The following is a 22,798-nucleotide window of genomic DNA, read 5'->3' as shown; positions in this document are numbered from 1 at the left end:
GGCCGCGACCGGCCCGGGCCCGGCGCCCCCGCACCGCTCTGTGCTCCACCCTGCCGTCCTCAGCGAGGGATCCCATGGCGAATGACCGTCCCACCCGCCCCCACCCGCTCAGCCCCGCGTATGTGATCTACACGTCCGGCTCGACCGGACTGCCCAAGGGCACGGTGATCCCGGGCGAGAACCTCGTCAACCTGCTGACGGACTTCCAGGAGCGGCTGGACTTCGGCCCCGACGACCGCATGCTCGCGGTCACCACCTTCGGCTTCGACATCGCCAACCTGGAACTGCTGCTGCCGCTGCTGTCCGGCGGCGAGCTGGTCCTCGCGGGGCAGGACGGCGCGCACGACCCGCAGACGCTCAAGCAGCTGATCACCGACGCCGGAGTGACGGCCGTCCAGGCCACGCCCACACTGTGGCGCAGCATGCTGGACCACGGCCCGGACGGCCTGACGGGACTGAAGGTGCTGGTCGGCGGCGAGGCGCTGCCCGAGGGCCTGGCCCGGGAACTGGGCGAGGCCGCCGCCGAGGTCACCAACGTCTACGGCCCGACCGAGACCACCATCTGGTCGACGGCGGCCACCGTCGACCCGGCGCTTCCCGGCCGTCCGCCGATCGGACGCCCGCTCGCGAACACCCGCACCTACGTACTCGATCGCGCGCTGCGCCCCGCGCCCACCGGCGCCACCGGCGAGCTGTTCATCGCGGGCGCCGGCGTGGCCCGCGGGTACCTGAACCGGCCCGGGCTGACCGCCGAACGCTTCGTGGCCGACCCCTTCGGCCCGCCCGGATCCCGGATGTACCGCACCGGCGACCTGGTCCGCTGGCGCGACGACGGCAGCCTGGAGTACCTCGGCCGCACCGACGGCCAGGTCAAGGTCCGCGGATTCCGGATCGAGCTCGGCGAGGTCGAGCACGCGCTCACCGACCACCTCGAGGTGGCCCAGGCCGCCGTCGTGGTCCGGGACCTCGGCTCCGGCGGGCCGGCCCTGACCGGCTACGCCGTGCCCGTCCCCGGCACCGCTCCGGACCCGGCCGCGCTGCGCGACCACCTCGCCCGCCGGCTGCCCGGCCACATGGTCCCGGCCGTCCTGACCGTGCTCGACGTGCTGCCGCTCACCCCCAACGGCAAGTTGGACCGCAAGGCACTTCCGGCCCCCGACCTCGGCCCGGCCGGGCCCGGACGCAGGCCGCGCACCCCGCAGGAGGAAATCCTCTGCGAGCTGTTCGCCGAGGTCCTCGAAGTGTCCCGGGTCGGGCTGGACGACGACTTCTTCCAGCTCGGCGGCCACTCCCTGCTCGCCACCCGCCTGGTGAACGCCCTGCGCTCGCGGCTGCGCGTGGAGATCCCGGTGCGCACCCTCTTCGAGGCGCCCACCGTCGCCGCCCTCGCCGCCAGGATCGACGGCTCGGCCGGCGCGCGCACGCCCCTCGCCCCCGCCGCACGACCCACGCGGATCCCGCTGTCCTTCGGGCAGCGCCGGCTCTGGTTCATCAACCGGCTGGCGGACGACGGCTCCGCGTACCACATGCAGAGCGTGCTGCGACTGCGCGGCGAACTGGACCGCACGGCGCTCGCCGAGGCCCTCGCCGATGTGGCCGCCCGCCACGAAGCCCTGCGCACCGTCTTCCCCGAGGTCGACGGCGAGCCCCACCAGCTCGTCCTCGACCCGCGGGAGGCCCGTCCCGTCCTGACCGTGACGGACACCGGCGAGGAGGACCTGCCCGGCCGGCTGCGCGCCGCCGCGGCCGAGGCCTTCGACCTCACCCGTGAAGCCCCCCTGCGCGCCCACCTGTTCGCACTGTCGCCGACCGAGCACGTGCTGCTGGTCGTCCAGCACCACATCGCCGCCGACGGCTGGTCCCTGACCGTGCTCGCCCGCGACCTCGCCCAGGCCTACCGCAGCAGGAGCCGCGGCCAGGAGCCAGGTTGGCGTCCGCTCCCGGTCCAGTACGCGGACTACACCCTGTGGCAGCGCGAGGTCCTCGGCGGGCCCGACGACCCGGCGAGCGTCCTCGCGGCGCAGACCGGCTTCTGGCAGGACGCGCTGCGCGCACTGCCCGAGCAGACCGTGCTGCCGACGGACCGGCCGCGCTCGCGCGAGGCCGGCTTCCACGGCGAGACGGTCGGCCTCAGCCTGGACGCCGAACTCCACCAGCAGCTGCTCGACCTCGCCCACCGGCACAACGCCAGCCTCTTCATGGTGCTGCAGGCCGCGCTGGCCGCCCTGTGCACCCGGCTCGGCGCGGGCACCGACATCCCAATCGGCTCGCCCATCTCGGGACGAACGGACGCCGCCCTCGAGGACCTGATCGGCTTCTTCGTCAACACCCTGGTACTGCGCACCCGTACGTCGGGCGACCCCCGCTTCACCGAGCTGCTGACGGCGGTCCGGGACAACGCCCTGGCCGCCTACGCCCACCAGGACCTCCCGTTCGAGCGCCTGGTCGAGATCCTCAAGCCCGAGCGCTCGCTCTCCCAGCACCCGCTCTTCCAGGTCTTCCTCGCGCTGCAGAACACCCCCGACGCCGAGCTCCGCTTCGCCGACCTGGACGTGACCCTGGCCGAGGAGCCGCTGCCGTCGGCCAAGTTCGACCTGGCGTTCAACCTCTCCGAGCGGTTCCGCGAGGGTCGGCTCGCGGACGGCGTCCAGGGCACCGTCGAGTACCGCACCGACATCTTCGACCGCACCACGGTCGAGACCGTCGTCGAGCGGCTGACCCGCTTCCTCCGGGCCGTCGCGGCCGACCCGCGCCGACGGATCGGAGCCGTGGAGATCCTCGGCGAGGACGAACGCCGTCGGCTGCTCGCCGGTACCCCCGCGCTGGTCACCGGCGCCGAGGAGGTGCTGCACGTCCGGTTCTCCCGCACGGCCGCGGAGCACCCCGACGGGGTCGCCCTGCGCGCCGGGGAGCGGAAGTTGACCTACCGGGACGTGGACCGGCGGGCCGACGCGTTGGCCCGCTCCCTGACGGCTCAGGGCGTCGGACCGGAGAGCCGGGTCGCGGTCTTCCTGGAGCGCTCCCCCGAACTGGTCGTGTCGATGCTCGCCGTCTGGAAGGCCGGCGGCGTCTGCGTCCCGCTGCACGAGGCGTACCCGGCGGAGCGGCTCGAATACGTCATGGCCGACACCGCGGCGTCCGTACTGCTGACCGACCGGGCGATGCTCGCCCGGGAGTTCCGGCACGAGGCCCGGGTCGTCGTGGTGGGGGCCGACCAGGTGCCGGCAGATGCCGCCGCGACCGGCCCCGACCTGCCGGTCGTCCACCCGGACCAGCTCGCCACCATCATGTACACCTCCGGCTCCACCGGTCTGCCCAAGGGCGTGGCCGTCGCGCACCGGGACGTGGTGGCCCTCGCCGACGACCCGTGCTGGGACTCCGGCAACCACGAACGCGTGCTCATGCACGCCCCGTACGCGTTCGACATCAGCGACTACGAGCTGTGGGTGCCGCTGCTGGCCGGGAACGAGGTGGTGCTCGCCCCTCCCGGGCCGCTGGACACCGCCGCCATCGCCCGGCTGATCGCGGACGAGAAGATCACCGCCGTGCACTTCACCGCCGGGCTCCTGCGGGTCGTGGCCGAGGACGCGCCCGAGTGCCTGGCCACCGTCCGCGAGGTGCTCACCGGCGGCGACGTCGTCTCGCCGATCGCGGTCCAGCGCGTCCTGGAGCACGCGCCGGGAGCGGTCGTGCGCCAGCTGTACGGGCCCACCGAGATGACGCTGTGCGCCACCCACCACGAGCTGCGGTCGCCGTACACCGCCGACGTCCGGGTGCCGCTCGGGCGGCCGCTGGCCGGCACCCGGGTCTACGTGCTGGACGAGTGGCTGCGGCCGGTCCCGCCGGGAGTGACCGGCGAGGCCTGGCTGGCCGGGACCGGTCTGGCGCGCGGCTACCTCCACCGGCCCGGCCTGACCGCCGAGCGGTTCGTCGCCGATCCCTTCGGCGCGCCCGGAAGCCGGATGTACCGCACCGGCGACCTCGCGCGCTGGAACGGCAGCGGGCAGCTGGAGTTCATGGGCCGCGGCGACGATCAGGTCAAGATCCGAGGCTTCCGGGTGGAGCCCGGAGAGGTCGCCGCGGTGCTGGCGGACCACCCCGAGGTGTCCGAGGCCGAGGTGCTGGCCCGTACCGACCACCGCGGCGAACGGCAGCTGGTCGCCTACGTCGTCGCGGGCGGCCTGCGGCCGGCCGACCAGGAGACCGGGGCGGTCCAGCACGTCGCCGAGTGGCGGCAGATCTACGACGGTATGTACGACGGCGCCCGCTCCGCTGCCTTCGGCTCGGACTTCTCCGGCTGGGAGAGCAGCTACGACGGCCGGCCCATCCCGCTGGACGAGATGGACGAGTGGCGCCGCTCCACCGTCGAGCGGATCCGCGAACTGCGCCCGCGGCACGTGCTGGAGGTCGGGGTGGGCAGCGGCCTGATCCTGTCCCGGTTGTACGCCGAGTGCGAGTCGTACTGGGCCACCGACTTCTCCGAGCAGGCGATCCGCACGCTCCGTGCCCACCTGGGGGCCCACCCCACCGTGCGGCTGAGCACCCAGACCGCGGACGACCTCACCGGGCTGCCCGCCGGGCACTTCGACACGATCGTCGTCAACTCGGTGGTGCAGTACTTCCCCGACGCCGACTACCTGCGGCGCGTGCTCACCGCACTCACCGGCCTGCTCGCCCCCGGCGGTTCGCTGTTCGTGGGCGACGTGCGCAACCTGGACCTGCTGCACACCTTCCACACCGGCGTCGAACTGGCGCGCGCCGACGACGCCGAGGACTCCTCCGAGCTCCGGCGCCGGGCCCGGCGCCGGGCGGACCGGGAGAAGGAACTACTGGTGGCACCCCGCTACTTCCACGCGTTCGCCCGGGCCACCGACGGCCTCGCCGGCGCCGACGTCCGCGTCAAGCGCGGCCACGCCCACAACGAGCTGACCCGCTACCGCTACGACGTCGTGCTGCACGCCGCCGTGGACGCGCCGGTGCCGCCGGTCGAGGCGACCACCCTGCACTGGACGCAGGACCTCACCGACCTGGCGGACCTCCAGGCCCACCTCGCGCAGCACCGGCCGGCGAGCCTGCGGGTGACCGGCGTGCCGGACGGCCGTACCGGGCCGGAGGCGGCGGCCACCGCCGCCCTGGACGCGGGCGAACCGCTCGCCCGGGTACGGGCCCGGCTGGCGCAGGCCGTCGGCGTCGACCCGGCGCTGCTCTACGAGCTGGGCGACCGGCTCGGCTACCGGACGGCCGTCACCTGGTCGCCGTCCGGACCCGGCGGCCTGCTCGACGTGGTCTTCGCCGACGCCTCCGGGCCCGTCGGCCCGCTCCTGCCGACCGGACGGGCCGAGCCCGCCCCCGAGGACGACACGGCCCGCGACACCAACGCGCCGCTGCTGTTCCAGCAGGCCGGGCGGCTCGCCAAGGCCCTGCGGGCGCACGTCGGCGCCCGGCTGCCGGCGTACATGGTTCCGGCGGCGTTCATGGTGCTGGAACGCCTTCCGGTCACCGCGAACGGCAAGCTCGACCGCGCGGCCCTCCCGGAACCCGACCGGGAGGTGCAGGCCGGTTCGGGCGCGCCGCGCTCGCCGCGCGAGGAGGCGCTCTGCACGCTGTTCGCCGATGTGCTCGGGCTGCCCGAGGCGGGCATCGAGGACGACTTCTTCCAGCTCGGCGGACACTCCCTGCTGGCCATCCGGCTGGTCAACGCGATCCGCTCCGCGTTCGGCGCCGAACTCGACGTGCGGACCGTGTTCGAGGCCCCCACCGTCGCGGCGCTCGCCGAGCGGCTCGACCGGGCGGCCCCGGCGCAGGCCCCGCTGGTCCCGATGGAGCGGCCGGACCCGCTGCCGGTGTCGTTCGCCCAGCGCCGGCTGTGGTTCCTGCACCGGCTCGAGGAACACGGCGGCGCCTACAACATCCCGATCGCGCTGCGGCTGTCCGGCCCCGTGCGGGAGCGCGAACTGCGCTCGGCCCTGCGCGACCTGGTGGTGCGGCACGAGTCGCTGCGCACGGTCTTCGCCGAGGTCGACGGCGAGCCGGTCCAGCGGATCCTGGACCCGGCGCAGGCCCGGCCCGGCCTCGCCGTGGTGGACACCGACGCCGACGCGCTCGAACGCTCGCTGCTGGCCGAGGCCGGCCGCGGCCACGACCTCGGTTCCGAACTCCCGCTGCGCGCGACGCTCTTCCGGCTGACGCCCACCGATCACGTGCTGCTCGTGGTACTGCACCACATCGCCGGCGACGGCTGGTCGATGGACCCACTGGCCCACGACCTCGGCACGGCCTACGCGGCACGCCTGGCCGACCGGGCACCGGAGTTCCCGCCGCTGCCCGTCCAGTATGCCGACTACGCGCTGTGGCAGCGCGCCGTGCTCGGCAGCGAGCAGGACCCGGACAGCCGGATCAGCGGCCAGATCGCCTACTGGCGCGACAGGCTGGCCGGGCTGCCCGAGGGCCTGGAGCTGCCGACCGACCGGCCGCGGCCGCCCGAGTTCAGCTACCGGGGCGCGGAGGTCGCCTTCCGACTGCCCGCCGAACTGCACGCGGACCTGCTCGGCCTGGCCCGCGAGCACGGCGCCACCCTCTTCATGGTCCTGCACGCCGCCCTCGCGGCACTGCTGACCCGGCTGGGGGCCGGCACCGACCTGCCGATCGGCACCCCGGTCGCCGGGCGCGCCGACGCCTCGCTCGAGGGGCTCGTCGGCTTCTTCGTCAACACCCTGGTCCTGCGCACCGACACCAGCGGCAACCCGGCCTTCGGTGACCTGCTCCGCCGGGTGGCCGCGGACGACCTGGAGGCCTACGCCCACCAGGACGTCCCGTTCGAGCGGCTGGTCGAGGTGCTGGCGCCGCCGCGGTCACTGGCGCGGCACCCGCTGTTCCAGGTGATGCTGGCGCTGCAGCCCGGCGGCGGCGAGGCGGTGACCCTGCCGGGGCTCGACGTCACCGGGCAGCGGATCCCGCAGCGGACGGCCAAGTTCGACCTCGACGTCCAGTTGCGCGAGACCCTCTCACCGGCGGGCGAACCGGCCGGTGTCGAGGGCACCCTGGGCTACTGCGCGGACCTGTTCGACGAGGCGAGCGCGGTCGCGCTGGCCGACCGGCTGATCCGGTTCCTGAGCGCGCTGGCCGCCGACCCGGCCCTGCCGATCGGGGACGTCGACATCCTGACGCCGCAGGAGCGGCCCCGGCCGGCCGACGCGCAGCCGTCCGGCCCGGCGCACTTCGACCCGGTGCCGCTGCGCTTCTCGGCGCAGGCCCGACGCACACCCGCGGCGCCCGCGGTCAGCTCTGCGGGCCGCACCCTGTCCTACGCCGAACTCGACGCCGAGGCCGACCGCCTGGCCCGGCTGCTGGTCGCCGGCGGCGCCGGTCCGGAGCACGTGGTCGCCGTGGCGCTGCCTCGCTCGGAGCGGATGCTGGTCGCGGTGCTCGCGGTGCTGAAGTCCGGCGCGGCGTACCTTCCGGTGGACCGTGCCCAGCCGGCCGAGCGGATCGCCTTCGCCTGCGCCGACGCCCGGCCGATCCTGATGATCACCGAGGGCGAGCCGGTACCGGGGATGCCCGAGCCGTCCGTGCTGCCCCGGGTCCGTCTGGACGACCCCGCGGTCCGGGACGCCCTCGCCGGCACCCCCGCCGACGCCGACGCCCGCTCCGCCGAGGAGCGGTGCGCGGCGATCGCGGCGGACTCGCCCGCGTACGTCATCTACACCTCCGGCTCCACCGGGCGGCCCAAGGGCGTCGTGGTCTCGCACGGCAGCATGGCCCGGCTGCTGGACTGGGCCGCGGACCGCTTCGGGGCCGAGGGACTGGCGGACGTCCTGGCCGCCACCTCGCTCTCCTTCGACGTCTCGGTGTTCGAGCTGTTCGCTCCGCTGCTGACCGGCGGTCACGTCGAGATCGTGCGCGACCTGCTGGAACTGGCCGAACGGCCCTGGTCGGGCAGCCTGGTCAGCGGTGTGCCGTCGGTGTTCGCCGCACTCCTCGCCGGTGGCGAGGCCGCCTTCTCCGCCCGGACCCTGGTGATGGCCGGCGAGGCACTGCCGGAGCATCTGGTCCGGGAGGTGCGCCGCCTGCTGCCCGGCACGCGGCTGGCCAACATCTACGGCCCGACCGAGGCCACCGTCTACGCGACCGCCTGGTACTCGGAGGACGAGGAGGCGAGCGGTGCGGAGAGCGCCGCGCCGCCGATCGGCCGGCCCCTGCCGCACGTGCGCGCCCACGTCCTGGACGAGCGGCTGCGACCGGTCCCCACCGGGGTCCGCGGCGAGCTCTACCTGGCGGGCCCGGGCCTGGCCCGCGGCTACCTCCGCCGTCCCGCGCTGACCGCCGAGCGGTTCGTCGCCGACCCCTTCGGCGGGCCCGGCGCCCGGATGTACCGCACCGGCGACCTGGTGCGCCGCCGCCCGGACGGCGCCCTGGACTACCTCGGCCGCACCGACGACCAAGTCAAGGTACGCGGCTTTCGGATCGAGCCGGGCGAGATCGAGAACGTCCTGACCCGCCACCCGGCGGTGACCGGCGCCGCGGTCAGCGCCGCGGCCGACCCGGCGGGCGACCGGCGCCTGGTGGCCCACGTGGCGCTGCGCCCGGGCAACGGCGTGACCGGCGCGGAACTCGCCGCGCACGCCGCGGCCACGCTGCCGGACTACATGGTGCCGACCGCGTTCGTCCTGCTGGACGCGCTGCCGACGAACGCCAACGGCAAGCTCGACCGCAACGCCCTCCCGGCCCCCGACCTCACCGCCCGCGCCGCCGGCGGCCGGGCGCGCGACCCGCGCGAGGAGCTGATGGGCGAACTCTTCGCCCAGCTGCTCGCGGTGCCCTCGGTCGGCCCGGACGACGGCTTCTTCGCGCTCGGCGGGCACAGCCTGCTGGCCACCCGGCTCGGCAACGCCGTCCGCTCCGCGTTCGGGGTCGAACTTCCGCTGCGCGCGGTCTTCGAGACGCCGACCCCGGCCGGCCTGGTGGCCCGCCTCGACACCGCGGACACCGCCCGCCCGGCGCTCGTCCCCGCCGAACGCCCCGCGGTGATCCCGCTGTCGTACGCCCAGCAGCGGCTGTGGTTCCTCAACCGGCTCGACGGCGGCTCCGGGGCCTACAACATCCCGCTGGCCCTGCGGCTGTCCGGGGAGCTCGACCCGGCGGCGCTGGACGCCGCGCTGCGGGACGTGGTGGAACGGCACGAGGCCCTGCGCACCGTCTTCCCGGACCACGACGGCGACCCGCACCAGCGGATCCTCGCGGCCGAGGACGGCCCGGTCGCCCTCGTCACCGTGCCGGTCACCGCCGCGGAGCTGCCCGCCGCGCTGTCCGCCGCCACCCGCACCGGCTTCGACCTCGCCGTCGAACCGCCGTTGCGCACCGCGCTGTTCCGGATCTCGCCCACCGAGCACGTCCTGCTCCTGGTGCTGCACCACATCGCCGGCGACGGCTCCTCGTACGCCCCGCTCGCCCGCGACCTCACCACCGCCTACCGGGACCGCTCGGCGGGCCGCGCCCCGCGGTGGGAGCCGTTGGCGGTCCAGTACGCGGACTACACGCTCTGGCAGCGGGAACTGCTCGGCACCGAGGACGACCCGGACAGCGCCATCGCCCGGCAGCTCGCCCACTGGCAGGATGCCCTGGCGGACCTGCCGGAGGAGCTGACGCTGCCCACCGACCGTCCGCGCCCCACCACGCCCGGCCACCGGGGCGGCCACGTGCCGCTCGACCTGGACGCGCGGCTGCACCGGAAACTGACCGAACTGTCCCGGCGTGAGGGCGTCACCACCTTCATGGTCTTCCAGGCCGCGCTCGCCGCGCTGCTCACCCGGCTCGGTGCCGGGACGGACATCCCGGTGGGCAGCCCGCTGGCGGGCCGCGGCGACCAGGCCCTCGACCGGCTGGTGGGCTTCTTCGCCAACACCGTGGTGCTGCGCACCGACACCTCCGGCGATCCGGACTTCGTCACGCTGCTGCACCGGGTCCGCACCACCGCGCTGGCCGCCTACGCCCACCAGGACGTGCCGTTCGAGCGGCTGGTCGAGGTGCTGAGCCCGACCCGCTCGGTGTCCCGGCACCCGCTGTTCCAGGTCCTGCTGGTGCTGCAGAACACCGAGCCGCCGCGGTTCGACCTGGACGGCCTGACGATCACCCAGCCGGAGGTGGACGCCGGCACCGCCAGGTTCGACCTCGACGTCTCCCTCCGCGAGAGCCACACACCGGAGGGCCTGACGGCGGGCGTACAGGGCAGCATCCGCTACAACGCGGACCTGTTCGACGAGGCCACCGTGACCGCGCTGGCCGGCCGCCTGGTGGCCCTGCTGGCCGCTGTCGCGGACGACCCGCGGGCGCCGATCGGCTCCCTGGACGTGCTACTGCCGCCCGAGCGGCTCGACCTCGAGCAGTGGTCCGGCGCTCCGGAGCCGCCGGTCCCCGCGCGAACGATGCCGGAGCTGTTCCAGGGGCAGGTGGCGCGCACACCGGACCGTACGGCGCTGCGCTACGGCGCCGACACCCTGTCGTACGCGGAGCTGAACCGCCGGGCCAACCGGCTGGCGCACCACCTCCGTTCGCTCGGGGTGGGCCCGGAGAGCACCGTGGCGCTGCTGCTGCCGCGCTCGCCCGAGCAGGTCACGGCCGTGCTGGCCGTGCTCAAGGCGGGCGGCGCCTGCCTGCCGGTGGACCCGGACTACCCGGCCGAGCGGATCCGGCACATGCTGGCCGACGCCCGGCCGTCCCGGGTGCTCGCCCTGCGCTCGACGGCCGACCGGCTGCCGGAGCCGGCCGCCGCGCTGGTGCTCGACGACCCGCTCACCGCGCGGACGCTCGAAGCGGCACCGGACACCGACCCGGCCGACCAGGACCGCACCGCCGCGCTGCTGACCGCCCATCCGGCGTACGTCATCCACACCTCGGGCTCCACCGGCCGCCCGAACGGGGTGGTGGTGACCCATGAGGGCATCGCAAACCTGGCGGCCCGTCAGATCGACCGCTTCCAGGTCACCGCGGCGGACCGGGTGCTGCAGTTCGCCTCGCCGAGCTTCGACGCCGCCTTCTCCGAACTGTGCATGGCGCTGCTGTCCGGTGCCGAACTGGTGCTGGCCACCAGGGAGGAGCTGATGCCGGGCCGCCCGCTGGCCGAGCTGATCGCCCGGCACCGGGTCACCCACGTGACCCTGCCGCCGGTGGCGCTGTCGGTCCTGCCGCCGGACGGGCTGGCGACGGTCCGCACCCTGGCCGTGGCCGGCGAGGCGATGCCCGCCGACGCGGTGCACCGGTGGGGCTCCGGACGGCGCTTGATCAACGCGTACGGTCCGACCGAGACGACCGTCTGCGCCACCATGAGCGAGCCGCTGACCGGCCAGGACCGCCCGTCGATCGGCCGTCCCATCGGCGGCGCCGGCGTGCGGGTCCTCGACGAGCGGCTGCGGCCCGTGCCGCCGGGCGTCGCCGGGGAGCTGTACGTGAGCGGTCCCGGCCTGGCCCGCGGCTACCTCGGCCGGCCCGGGCTGACCGCGCAACGGTTCCTGCCCGATCCGTTCGGCCCGCCGGGCTCACGGATGTACCGCACCGGCGACCTGGTCCGCTGGGACCGCGAGGGCCGGCTGCACTTCCTGGGCCGCGCTGACCACCAGCTCTCGGTGCGCGGGTTCCGGGTGGAGCCGGGCGAGATCGAGGCCGCGCTGCTCGACCATCCGGCCGTCGCCCAGGCCGTGCTGACCGTCCGCGAGGACGGCCGGGGCGAGCCGCGGCTGATCGGCTACGCCGTACCGCACGGTGACGCGCCGGACCCGGCCGAACTGCGCGCGCACGCGGCCGGGCTGCTGCCCGCCCACATGGTCCCGGCCGCGGTGATCGTCCTGCCGGCGCTTCCGGTCACGCCGAACGGGAAGCTGGACCGTGCCGCGCTGCCGGAGCCGGACTTCTCCGGACAGCCGGACCGCGCCGCGCGCAGCCCACGCGAAGCGGTCCTGCGCGAGCTCTTCGCGGAGGTCCTCGGCGCTCCCGACCTCGGGGTCCACGACAGCTTCTTCGACGCCGGCGGCCACTCCATGCTGGCCGCCCGGCTGATCGACCGGGTCCACACCGTGCTGGGCCTCGACCTCGGACTGCGGCTGCTGTTCGAGTCCCCGTCGGTCGCGGAGCTGGCGGCCGCCCTGGACGGTGCCGCGGACGGGTCCCGGCGCGGCGGCGACTGGGACGTCCTGCTGCCGCTGCGGCCGGGCGGCGGGCGCGCACCGGTGTTCTGCGTCCATCCGGCCGCCGGCCTCGGCTGGTCGTTCGCCGGGCTGGCCCGGTACCTGGACGACTGCCACCCGCTGTACGCGCTGCAGTCGCCAGGGCTGGAGGGCGGGCCGGACCGCCTCCCGGCGACGGTGGCCGACGCGGCGGCGGCGTACGTCGCCGAGATCCGCCGGGTCGCCCCGCAGGGTCCGTACCACCTGCTCGGCTGGTCGGCGGGCGGTCTGATCGCCCACGAGATGGCCGTGCAACTCCAGGCGGCCGGCGAACAGGTGGGTCTGCTCGCGGTGCTGGACGGCTATCCGCTGGCCGGCCTGGCCCCGGTCGCCGCCCCGTCGCCCGAGGAGGTCGCCGAGGCGGTACGGCGGGAGACCGCCGGCCTGCAGCTCGACGACCGGGTCCGGGACAACCTGGCGGCCGTGTACCTGGGCGTCGCCCGGGCCGCCCAGGCCTTCACCCCGGGCGTCTTCAACGGGGAGCTGCTGCACTTCGCCGCGACCCACGACCGGGACCGGGCCCACGACCGGGGTCAGGACCGGGACCATGACCGACTCGAGGCAAAGCTCTGGGAGCCGCACCTCGACGGCCCGCTGCGAACGCACGAAGTCGCCTGCGGGCACGAGGAGATGACCCGGCCACAGGCCCTCGGCGTGATCGGCCCGGCACTCGCGGACCGGCTCCGGGAACTCACCGCACCCACACAACACACAGGGGGAACCAACCGATGACCAATCCCTTCGAGGACGACGACGCCACCTACCTCGTGCTGCGCAACGCCGAGGGCCAGTACTCGCTGTGGCCCGCGTTCGCCGAGGTGCCGGCCGGCTGGGAGGCCGTCCACGGCGAGGCCGACCGCCAGTCCTGCATCGACCACGTGAACGAGCACTGGACCGACATGCGTCCCGACAGCCTGATCGCGGCGATGGACGCCGCGGCGGGTGGGCGCGCCACGCCGTGAACACCGACCGCAGCCCCTTCGAGAACCTGACCGTCGACCACATCCGCTTCCGCGCGTCACCGACCTGGACACCCGGACCGCCGGGTTCGTCCGCGGATACGGGCTGACCGTCACGGACGCGCCGGACCAGGCCGGGCGGCGCCGCCCGGCCTGGGCGGCCCGATCGGCCTGATCGGCCTGCGGAGCGCGGCGCGCGCCGCCACAGCGCCCGAGGAGTGAGACTTCGTCGAGGGCGGCAGCGGCCGGGAGACGACACGCTGTCCGCGGACCGGGCCGCCTTCGACGCGGTGGCGCCGGCGGACCGGGCGGAGCCACTCGGCTGCCGGGCCCTCGTGGCGACCGTGGACGTGCCGGTCACCGTGAACACCGCGCCGATCTCGCAGGCCGTCGTCGGGGACGCCCTGCCGGAGGCGGGCTTCAGCCCGACCCGGGCGACCTCCGGCGACCGGCGGATCCACCAGCGCGATCCGGCCCACCACCTTCGCGGTCCGGAATCGCCGTTCCGGCGGTGCCCGGACGTTTCCCGGAAAACCCCGCACGGCGGTTTCTTCGTCGTCGTCGATGTGCCGTTCACCGTCGGCGACGAATTGCTCGAAAGGTCCGGCCAGGAATTCGGCGCGCTCTTTACGCCGATATTGCACTTCCATGCCGGGAAGGAGGGGCGGAACCACCTCCGACTGTCCTGCAGTTCCCTCTCCGGTGAACACTTGGAAGAAGGACTGAACAGGCTTGCGACCCTTTTCGCCGACCGCGGCGTGCGTCTTGTTGACATCCGCGCCGACCCGATGCCTCACTGTAGTAGCGTGAGTATGGACATCACAGCCGGGAGTTGACTTGTTACACTGCAAAGCTGTCTGCAAACGCTATGGCGGAGGACGGTGGATCCTCACCGATGTGGACATGGAGGTCTCCGCCGGCGAGGTGGTCGCCGTGGTCGGCACCAACGGTTCCGGGAAGTCGACCCTGCTGAAGATCCTGGTCGGGCTGTCGCAGCCCACGTCCGGCAAGGTGTCGGGCCGACCGCCGACCATCGGCTACGTACCGGACCGCTTCACGGCGCACGAACGCATCTCGGCGATCTCCTACCTCACCCACATGGGACGCATCCGAGGCATGTCCACCTCCGCCGCCCGCGCGCGGGGAGGCCACCTGCTGGACCGGCTGGCCCTCGTGGGCGGCCCGACCGCGTCGCTGCGCACACTCTCCAAAGGCAACGCACAGAAGGTCGCGCTGGCCCAGGCCCTGCTCGTCCGGCCCGACCTGCTGGTCCTCGACGAACCGTGGTCGGGCCTGGACGCCTCGGCCCACGGCGTCCTGGGCGAGTTCATCGACGAAGTGGCCGCCCGACGCGGCGCGGTGGTCTTCACCGACCACCGCGAGGCGATCACCGGGACGCACGCCACCGGCGCCTACGCCATCACCGACGGCCGGGTCGTCTGGCGGGGCGGCACGCACGCCGAGGGCCCCGCCCCGGTGGTCGAACTGGTCCTGACCGTGCCGGCCGACGGCGCGGTCCCGGCCGAGCCGGACTGGTACTCGCTCCCGGGCGTGGTAAACGCCGCCCGCCGGGGCCAGGACACGATCCTGCGGGTGACCCGGGAACACTCCGACGCCGTACTGATGACGGCGCTGCAGCACCGGTGGTCGGTGGACGCGGTGGCCAGGGCCGCGCACGACCACGGCTCCCGCACCGACGCCGGGAGTGTTGCCCGGTGATCCCCTTGGTCCGCTACATGTTCACGGTTCTGCTGCTCTCCCAGCGCTACCTCGCGCCGCTGCTCGTGTTCATCGGCCTCGCCGCCGTGCTGACCAGCAGCGACACCGGCCCGCTCCCCGCCACGTATTCCGCGGTGGCGGGCGCCATGCTGCTGTGCTCCACCTGGCTGACCATGACGCTGATCGGCCTGGAAGACCCGCCGCATCGCTCGATCGTGGTCGTCAGCGCGGGCAGCCACCTGAGAATGGTGCTCGGATCGGTCGCGACCGCTGCCGTCTGGTGCCTGCTGCTGACGGGGGCCGGCCTGGCACTGCCGCTGCTGTTCGGAACCCACACCGTCGGCCCCGCCGATCTGGCCCTCGGCACGGAGGCCCAACTGACCTGCGCCTTCACCGGCATGTCCATCGGATTCGTCTGCTCACGGCTGGTGTTCCGGCGGCAGGGCTACGCACTCGTCGTCGCCCTGGCGCTCCTGCTGGCCGCCATGCTCGGCAAGGGCGTGTCCCCGGTCAACATCCTGCTGACCGACCTCCAGCACGCGTCGAAGTCGGCGGACGTCCTGGGCTCCACGGGCGTGCTGGCCGCCGCCGCCGCGGTTCTGCTCGCGGCGGGAACGGCCGTCACCCACGCGATCGCCGTCAAGAAGAGCTGACCACCAGGGGAACGTCCCGCGACGGCGCGGGACGTTCCCCGGTCCGTACCCGGCGCCTCCGCCGCCGGCGGCTCACGCCGCCCCCTCGGTCCCCGCGCCGGGAACCTCCCGCACCGAACGCAGCCCGGAGCGGAGCAACACGACGGTCGCGGCCGCCGACGCCAGCCCGGTCAGCACGAGTGCCCACCCCGTACCGGCCTCCGGGCCCATGGCGCCGCCCAGGACATCGACGGCCACCCCGCCCAGCAGGGCCCCGAGCGGCATCGCGCAGAAGTTGATGGTCCGCGACGTCGCGTGCACGCGGCCCAGCAGATCCGCCCTGGTGACCGACTGCCGCAAGGTGGTGATCGTGGCGTTCCACACCGGCACCCACACCGAGGCCGCCGCCCCGACCACCACCAGGGTCGGAACGGCCGGCAACCACAGCGCCAGCGGGGCCGCGGCCCACACCGCTCCGGAGGCGCAGGCCGTGACGAGGGTCGCGCCCAGACCGAAGCGGGCCAGCATCCGGTCCGCCATCCACGCGCCGCCCACCCCGCCGAGGCCCACCAGGGTGAAGAGCACTCCGACGGTGCCGGGCGGGAGACCGAGGGCCCGGTAGGCGAAGAGCAGCGACACCGTCGAGGCGGCCGCGTTCCCCAGGTTCCGCAGCACGGCGGCCACCGTCGTGGCACGCAGCAGCGGGTGCCGCCACAATGCCGCGACCCCCTCCTTCATCTCGGCGGACATCGAACCCCCCTGCCGCCGTGGCGCCGGAGGCTCCGGGGTGCGAAGCCTCATGAGCGTGAAGACCGGTATGACGAAACCGGCGGCGACCACCGCCAGGGCCGTCGTACCGGCGAGGAACTGAGTCAGCAGACCGCCCAGGGCCGGTGCGCCGAGCATGGCGAGCGAGGTCGACACCTCCAGCCTGGCGTTCGCCCGCGGCAGCATGTCCCTCGGCAGCAGGGTCGGCAGGTGCGACTGGTTGGCGACGTCGTAGAGGACGCCGAACGAACCGGCGAGGAGCGCCGCCGCACACAGTTCCGCCATTCCCAGCACCCCCGCGGCGGCGGCCAGCGGAATCGCGGCGAGCGCCAGCATCATGCCCACGGTCGACAGCATCATGGCCGGCCTGCGCCGCCGACGGTCCATCGCGACGCCGGCGAAGAGCGCCAGAGCCGGGTACGGGGCGGTGCCCGCCGCATTCAGCAGACCGACGCCCACATCGGAAGCGTCGAACAGGACGATGGCGGTGGTGGGGAAGAGGAAGATCGCCACCTGATGGCCCACGACACTCGCGGTCTGGCCGAGCCAGTACCAGCGGAAATCACGCCGGGCCGACGGATTTGTCCGCTCGATGGAACGATTCGACTCGACGGCCATTGAGCCACCCGCGCCGGCATCGATTTCCACCCTCCGTGCCCTGGCCATTTCCTCCCCCGTCCCGGTCGGCGTCCACCGACACGTCCGGGCAATTCAAACACGCGAAATCGGGAGGCGTCGACCGGGTCGCGGAAACCGGATTCACCGGATTCACCGGATTCAGCCGGTGGACGCGCTCCGGAAGATGAGGACTCGGTGCCCTCGACGACACCGACTTCGAGCTCGGCGAGCCACCCCCGCGTCGCGAACGGCGCCGGCCGGTTCCAGCTTCAGAAGGTGCTGCTCGACAAACTCGTTGGGGGCATGCTCGACGTCGAATACAGCCTCCTGGCCGAATCCGCCCAGCGCGCCGGCCGTGCCCTGCACGCAATCGGCGACGCGGACCTCACCGACGCCGTCCTCACCGGGACCGCCACCGAACTCGCCGCAGTGGAGTACGCCGAACTCGGCGACCTCACCGGCCGCGCCCGGCAAGCCGTCCTCCTCAGCCGCGAAGGTGCCTCCCCCGTCCAGGCGGGGGTCAGGCGCCGGACGGGGCATGCGGTCCGGTGCCGGACAGCGCGTCGGTGTAGATGCCGGTCATCGCCGTCACGGCTCGTGCCCGGTCCAGATCCGGGTCCAGGTGGTGCTGGATGTTGACGCCCAGGGTGCCGCCGAGCAGCGCCGCCGCGACGGCCTCCGGGTCGGCGACGTGCGCGCCCGTCGCACGCAGGTGGTCGGCGTACAGGACGCGGATCTTGGCGTACTCCTCGGCGTAGGTGGCGCGCAGGGCGGACTCGCGGCTCACCGCCTCGATCAGGAGCGTCGAGAAGATGCGTGCCTCGGGCCGGGACATCAGGGCGAAGTTCGCCTCGATCAGCACCTCGACACCGGCGCCCGGCCCGGCGGCGGCGAGGCGTTCGCGCAGGAAGTCGGCGCCCCACCGGAACGCCTCCTCGACGACCGCCTTCAGCAGCCCGTCCTTCGAGCCGAAGTGCCAGGCCACGGAGCCCCGGCTGATGCCGGAGCGCTCCGCCACGGCCTGGACGGACGCCGCGGCGGCTCCGCCCTCGGCGGCGAGTTCCCAGGCGGCGGCCACCAGCCGGCGCTGGGTCTCGGCGGAGATCTCCTGCTTGCGGGTCGCACCCACGCGGCGTCCTTTCCCAAGGTCATGGCCGTCTGACGCGGCCGATTCTGTCACGCCGATCGGCTGGCACCGGGACGGCGACCGCTTGCCTATGCTGACTGTCCAGTTCTATGCTGAACGTCCAATAACCAAGGGGAGTCATCATGGAACTGATCGACCTGACCAGGACGCTGGACCCCGCCGACCGCGAGCTGCTCCCCGAGCAGCTGCGTCCGTTCGCCGAGGTGATCGCGCCTTCCATCGCCTACGCCCACCCCGCGGGCGAGGGCCGCGAGCAGTTCGCCGCCGCCCTGCACTGCCGCGTCGAGGACCTGCCCGACGGTGAGGGCTGGGGCGCGGAGACGCTGACCGACTTCAACACCCACCTCGGCACCCACGTGGACGCCCCGCTGCACTACGGCTCGACCTGCGAAGGCAAGCCGGCCCGCACCATCACCGACATCGCCCTGGACGAGCTGTGGTGCGAGGCGCTCGTGCTGGACCTGCGGGGGCGCTGCGAGCTCGACGCCCCGATCACCGTCGAGGCACTGGAGGCCGCCCTCGCCGACAACGGCGCCCCGGTCCCGGCCGGCGGCGCGATCCTGCTGCGCACCGGCCAGGAGCGCTACGGGCTGTCCGACCCCGAGTTCTTCCGCTACCCGGGGATGAGCCACGAGTCGACGCTCTTCCTGGCCGGCCTCGGAGCCAAGGTGCTCGGCACCGACGCCGGGGGCTGGGACCTGGGCTTCTCCGTGATGGCGCGCAAGTTCCACGAGAGCGGCGACAACTCCGTGCTGTGGGACGGCCACCGGGCCGGCCGCGAGCGGGAGGTCTTCATCGTCCAGCAGATGACCAACCTCGCCGCACTGCCGCCGTCCGGGTTCCGGGTGGCGTTCTTCCCGATCAAGATCGCCCGCGCGAGCGCCGCCCCGGCCCGCGTCGTCGCCTTCGTCTGAGCCCGGACCCCGCTGGACCCCTGCTGGACCCCGCTGAGGAGAGGAACCCACCGTGAAACTCGCAACCGTGGAGCATGAGGGCGCCGAGCGCACCGCCCTCGTCCTCGACCGGGGCGCACGCCTGCTGCTGCTCGACCGCGCCCACCACCTGACGACCGGTGAGCACGCCCCCGCGCTGGCCACCATGCAGCTGATCGTCGAGGGCGGCGACCCCGTACGACGGACCCTGGACCGGCTCGCCGAACAGGCCCCGGAGGAAGCCGTGGCCGCCGCCTCCGAGGTGCGCTGGCTCTCCCCGCTGCCCCGGCCCGTGCAGATCCGGGACTTCGGCGCCTTCCCTGGCCACTTCCGCAACGCCCGCGCCCGGATCGAGGGCATCCCGGCCGACCAGGTCGAGCTGCCCGCCATCATGCTCGAACGCCCGCTGTACTACTTCACCAACCGGCTCTCGGTGACCGGCCACGACAGCGACATCACCTGGCCCGCGTACTCCTCGGTGCGGGACTACGAGCTGGAGTTCGCCTGCGTGCTCGGCCGCGGCGGCACCGACATCACGGCCGCGGACGCCCCCGCGCACATCTTCGGCTACACGGTCTTCAACGACTTCAGCGCCCGCGACACCCAGCTGGAGGAGATCGCCACCGGCCTGGGCCTGAGCAAGAGCAAGGACTTCACCGACGCCAACGTCCTCGGCCCGTGGATCACCACCGCCGACGAGGTCGGCGACCCCTACAAGCTCACCATGACCGCCCGCGTCAACGGCGAGGAGGTCAGCCGCGGCACCACCGCCGACATGCACCACACCTTCGCCGACATGATCGTCTTCGCCTCCCGGTCGACCCGGCTGCACGCCGGTGAGGTCTTCGGCTCGGGCACCGTGCCCACCGGCTGCGGGCTGGAACACGGTCGCTTCCTGGAACCCGGCGACACCGTGGAACTCGAAGTGTCCGGCCTCGGCATCCTGCGCAACCGGGTGGTGTCATGAACCGCGAAGCACTGGTCCTCGGCGTCGGCGCCACCCCCTTCGGCCGCCACCTCGACCGCACCGCCGGCGACCTCGCTGGCCAGGCCGCCCACGAGGCGCTGCGCGACGCCGGACTCACCCCGGCCGACGTCGGCGCGGTATTCCACGCCACGGTCAGTCAGAAGGCCATCGACGGGCAGCACATGATCCCCGGCCAGGTCGCGCTGCGCCCGCACGGGTTCGCCGGCGTGCCCGTGGTGAACGTGGAGAACGCCTGCGCGGGCGGTGCCACCGCGCTGTGGCTGGCCATCGCCCACGTCCGGGCGGGCCTGTCGGACGTCGCCCTGGCCGTCGGCGTGGACAAGCTGGTCTGCGCCGACCCCGCCCAGGGGCTGGCGGTGTTCGACGGAGCCATGGACGTCGCCCACCGCGAGGAGGCCCTCGCCGCGCTCGCCGCCCTGTCCGAGCCCCTGCCGCCCGAGCTGTCCGTCCCCGAGGGCGAGCGTTCGGTGTTCATGGAGATCTACGCCTCCCTGGCCCGCGCCCACATGCAGCGCTTCGGCACCACCGAAGCCCAGCTGGCCGCGGTCGCCGCGAAGAACCACGCACACTCCGTCCACAACCCCTGGGGCCACTTCCGCAAGCCGTTCACCGCGGACCAGGTCCTGGCGGCGCGCCGGGTGGCGTGGCCGCTGACGGTGCCGATGTGCTCACCGGTCAGCGACGGCGCCGCCGCCGTCGTCGTGACCAGGGCCGACTTCCCCCACGACGGTTCGGCCGTGGCGGTGCTGAGCAGCGTCCTGCTGTCCGGCACCGACCGGGCGGCGGACGACGCCGGACGGCACATCGGCCGCCGGGCCGCGCTCGCCGCCTACGAGAAGGCGGGACTCGGGCCGCAGGACGTCGACGTGGCGGAGGTCCACGACGCCACCGCCTTCGGCGAGATCCAGCAGGTGGAGAACCTGGGCTTCTGCCCGATCGGCGACGGCGGCCCCTGGTCGGCCTCGGGCGCGAGCGCACTCGGCGGCTCCCTTCCGGTGAACCCGTCGGGCGGACTCGAATCGCGCGGCCACCCGGTGTCCGCCACCGGGCTGGCGCAGGTCTTCGAACTGGTCACCCAGCTGCGGGGCCGGGCCGGCGAGCGCCAGGTCCCCGGCGCGCGCGTCGCCATCGCCGAGAACGGCGGCGGCCTCTACGGAATCGAGGAGGCGGTCGCCGCCGTGACCATCCTGGGGAGAGCCCGATGAGCCCCGGCTACGCCGACCTGATCCTCTCCGCGCTGCGCAGACGGCCCGAACGCACCGCCTTCCGCTTCACCGACGACGACGGGGCCAAGCGCACCTGGACCTACGGTGAGACCGCGAACCGGATCGAGCGCACCGCGGCCGCGTTCGGGCGGCTGGGTCTCGCACCCGGCGACGGACTGGCCCTGCTGTGCGGCCCGGACCCGCGGGCGTTCACCGTCATGGCCGCCGCCTGCCTGGCCGGACTGCGCTACACCGCCCTGCACCCGCTGGCCACCGCCGACACCGACCGGACCGTCCTGCGCGACAGCGCCTCCGGCTGCCTGGTCGTGGACGAGACCCGCTTCGCCTCCCGCGCCCGCCCCGAGGGCGTCGGAACGGTCACCCTCGCCGAACTCGACGGTCTCGCCGCCGACACCACCCCCGGCCCCGGCGACCCACGCGGCCCCGCCCTGTACCTCTTCTACACCGGCGGCACGACCGGCGAGCCCAAGGGCGTGATGCTGTGCGACCGCTCCCTGCTCGCCAACGCCTGGGCCTGCTCCACCTGGGCCTGGCCGCCGGACACCCACTTCCTGATCACCACCCCCATGTCCCACGCCGCCGGCCTCCTCGTCGCACCCGGCCTGCTGCGCGGCGCGAGCTTCGAACTGCACCCCTCCTTCGACCCGGACCGCGTCCTCGACGCGGTCGAGCACGACGGGGTGAGCGCCACGTTCGTCGTCCCCACCATGCTCTACGCCCTGCTCGACCACCCCCGGCTCCCCGCCGCCGACCTGTCGGGGCTGAACTGGGTCCTCTACGGCGCCGCACCCGCCGACCCCGCCCGGCTCGCCGAGGCCCACCGCCTCCTCGGGCCCGTGCTCAGCCAGCACTACGGCCAGGCCGAGGCCCCCAACGCGCTGACCGTCCTGGACCCGGCCGAACACCGGGACGACCCGCACGTCCTGGGAAGCTGCGGTCGGCCGATGCCCGGCGTGGAGGTCGCCCTGCTCGACCTGCACGGCCTGCCGGTACCGGACGGCGAGCCCGGCGAGCTGTGCGTCCGCGGGCCGCTCGTGATGGACGGCTACTGGAACAAGCCCGACCAGACCTCAGCGGCTTTCGAAGGAGGCTGGCTGCACACCGGCGACATAGCCCGCCGGGACGACACCGGCCTGATCACGATCATCGACCGGATCAAGGACACCATCATCACCGGCGGCTTCAACGTCTACCCGCGCGAGGTCGAGGACGTCCTCGCCGACCACCCGGCCGTCGCCGCCGTCGCCGTGTACGGCACCCCCGACCCGCACTGGGGCGAGGCCGTCACCGCCACCGTGGTGCTGCACCCGGGGCAGCGTGCCACCCCCGACGAGCTGACCGAGCACGTCCGCGCCCGCAGGGGCGCGCTCTGGGCGCCGAAGCGGATCCGCCTCACGGACGCGCTGCCCCTCACCGCCCTGGGCAAGATCGACAAGAGGAGACTCCGCGACCGGCCCTGAACCGTCGCGAGCGCCCTGCCCGCACACCCGAGGACGACACCGTCGACGGCCAGGCCCTCGCCCGCATGGAGAACGACAAGCTCCTCCGAGACTGCCGGCAGGAAGGCGACGGCCTGCACCACGCGGTGCAGGCC

At 74.0% G+C, this 22,798-nt stretch carries 12 protein-coding genes; 9 read left to right on the top strand and 3 right to left on the bottom strand.

The features are described from left to right. Positions 1-74: 74 nt before the first annotated feature. The 5 genes from ACFRQN_RS28975 (at position 75) to ACFRQN_RS28955 (ending at position 15,546) form a co-directional block, all read left to right on the top strand. Positions 75-12,947: an amino acid adenylation domain-containing protein gene (locus ACFRQN_RS28975; protein ID WP_380743148.1), complete on the top strand. Its 12,873-nt coding sequence runs from the start codon at positions 75-77 to the stop codon at positions 12,945-12,947. Next, positions 12,944-13,177, top strand: coding sequence for an MbtH family protein (locus tag ACFRQN_RS28970; RefSeq protein ID WP_074003397.1), 234 nt, complete (start codon positions 12,944-12,946; stop codon positions 13,175-13,177). Before ACFRQN_RS28975 ends, ACFRQN_RS28970 begins: the two co-directional genes overlap by 4 nt. Before the next feature lie 341 nt (positions 13,178-13,518). Then, complete coding sequence (locus ACFRQN_RS28965) at positions 13,519-14,010, top strand: hypothetical protein (protein ID WP_380743146.1); 492 nt, start codon at positions 13,519-13,521, stop codon at positions 14,008-14,010. Between the two features lie 61 nt (positions 14,011-14,071). Beyond that, positions 14,072-14,893: an ATP-binding cassette domain-containing protein gene (locus ACFRQN_RS28960; protein WP_241852954.1), complete on the top strand. Its 822-nt coding sequence runs from the start codon at positions 14,072-14,074 to the stop codon at positions 14,891-14,893. Next, the gene (locus ACFRQN_RS28955) at positions 14,890-15,546 is read left to right on the top strand and encodes a hypothetical protein (RefSeq protein ID WP_074003400.1); all 657 of its coding nucleotides are present in this window, start codon (positions 14,890-14,892) and stop codon (positions 15,544-15,546) included. The genes ACFRQN_RS28960 and ACFRQN_RS28955 overlap by 4 nt, the downstream gene beginning before the upstream one ends. Positions 15,547-15,618: 72 nt before the next feature. Here ACFRQN_RS28955 and ACFRQN_RS28950 read toward each other — a convergent pair whose 3' ends face one another. From ACFRQN_RS28950 to ACFRQN_RS28940, 3 genes are all read right to left on the bottom strand, one after another. Then, the gene (locus ACFRQN_RS28950) at positions 15,619-16,941 is read right to left on the bottom strand and encodes an MFS transporter (RefSeq protein ID WP_380743144.1); all 1,323 of its coding nucleotides are present in this window, start codon (positions 16,939-16,941) and stop codon (positions 15,619-15,621) included. 129 nt (positions 16,942-17,070) lie between these two features. Next, complete coding sequence (locus ACFRQN_RS28945; protein WP_074003402.1) at positions 17,071-17,385, bottom strand: hypothetical protein; 315 nt, start codon at positions 17,383-17,385, stop codon at positions 17,071-17,073. A 46-nt stretch (positions 17,386-17,431) separates the two neighbouring features. Next, positions 17,432-18,040: a TetR/AcrR family transcriptional regulator gene (locus ACFRQN_RS28940; RefSeq protein WP_380743143.1), complete on the bottom strand. Its 609-nt coding sequence runs from the start codon at positions 18,038-18,040 to the stop codon at positions 17,432-17,434. A gap of 140 nt (positions 18,041-18,180) precedes the next feature. Between ACFRQN_RS28940 and ACFRQN_RS28935 the strand changes: the two genes are divergently transcribed. The 4 genes from ACFRQN_RS28935 to ACFRQN_RS28920 are packed head-to-tail and all read left to right on the top strand — an operon-like array spanning position 18,181 to position 22,664. Next, complete coding sequence (locus ACFRQN_RS28935; RefSeq protein ID WP_074003404.1) at positions 18,181-18,972, top strand: cyclase family protein; 792 nt, start codon at positions 18,181-18,183, stop codon at positions 18,970-18,972. Between the two features lie 52 nt (positions 18,973-19,024). Beyond that, complete coding sequence (locus tag ACFRQN_RS28930; RefSeq protein WP_380743141.1) at positions 19,025-19,957, top strand: fumarylacetoacetate hydrolase family protein; 933 nt, start codon at positions 19,025-19,027, stop codon at positions 19,955-19,957. After that, positions 19,954-21,183: a thiolase family protein gene (locus ACFRQN_RS28925; protein WP_380743139.1), complete on the top strand. Its 1,230-nt coding sequence runs from the start codon at positions 19,954-19,956 to the stop codon at positions 21,181-21,183. The genes ACFRQN_RS28930 and ACFRQN_RS28925 overlap by 4 nt, the downstream gene beginning before the upstream one ends. Continuing rightward, entirely contained in the window at positions 21,180-22,664 is a 1,485-nt protein-coding gene (locus ACFRQN_RS28920; RefSeq protein WP_380743138.1) for an AMP-binding protein, read from the top strand. Before ACFRQN_RS28925 ends, ACFRQN_RS28920 begins: the two co-directional genes overlap by 4 nt. Positions 22,665-22,798: the final 134 nt, after the last annotated feature.

Origin of the sequence: Kitasatospora sp. NPDC056800 (assembly GCF_042789775.1) — a bacterium.
Classification (GTDB): Bacteria; Actinomycetota; Actinomycetes; order Streptomycetales; family Streptomycetaceae; genus Kitasatospora.
The sequence above is the reverse complement of the archived record's forward strand: the minus strand, read 5'-3'. Positions and strand labels throughout refer to the sequence as shown.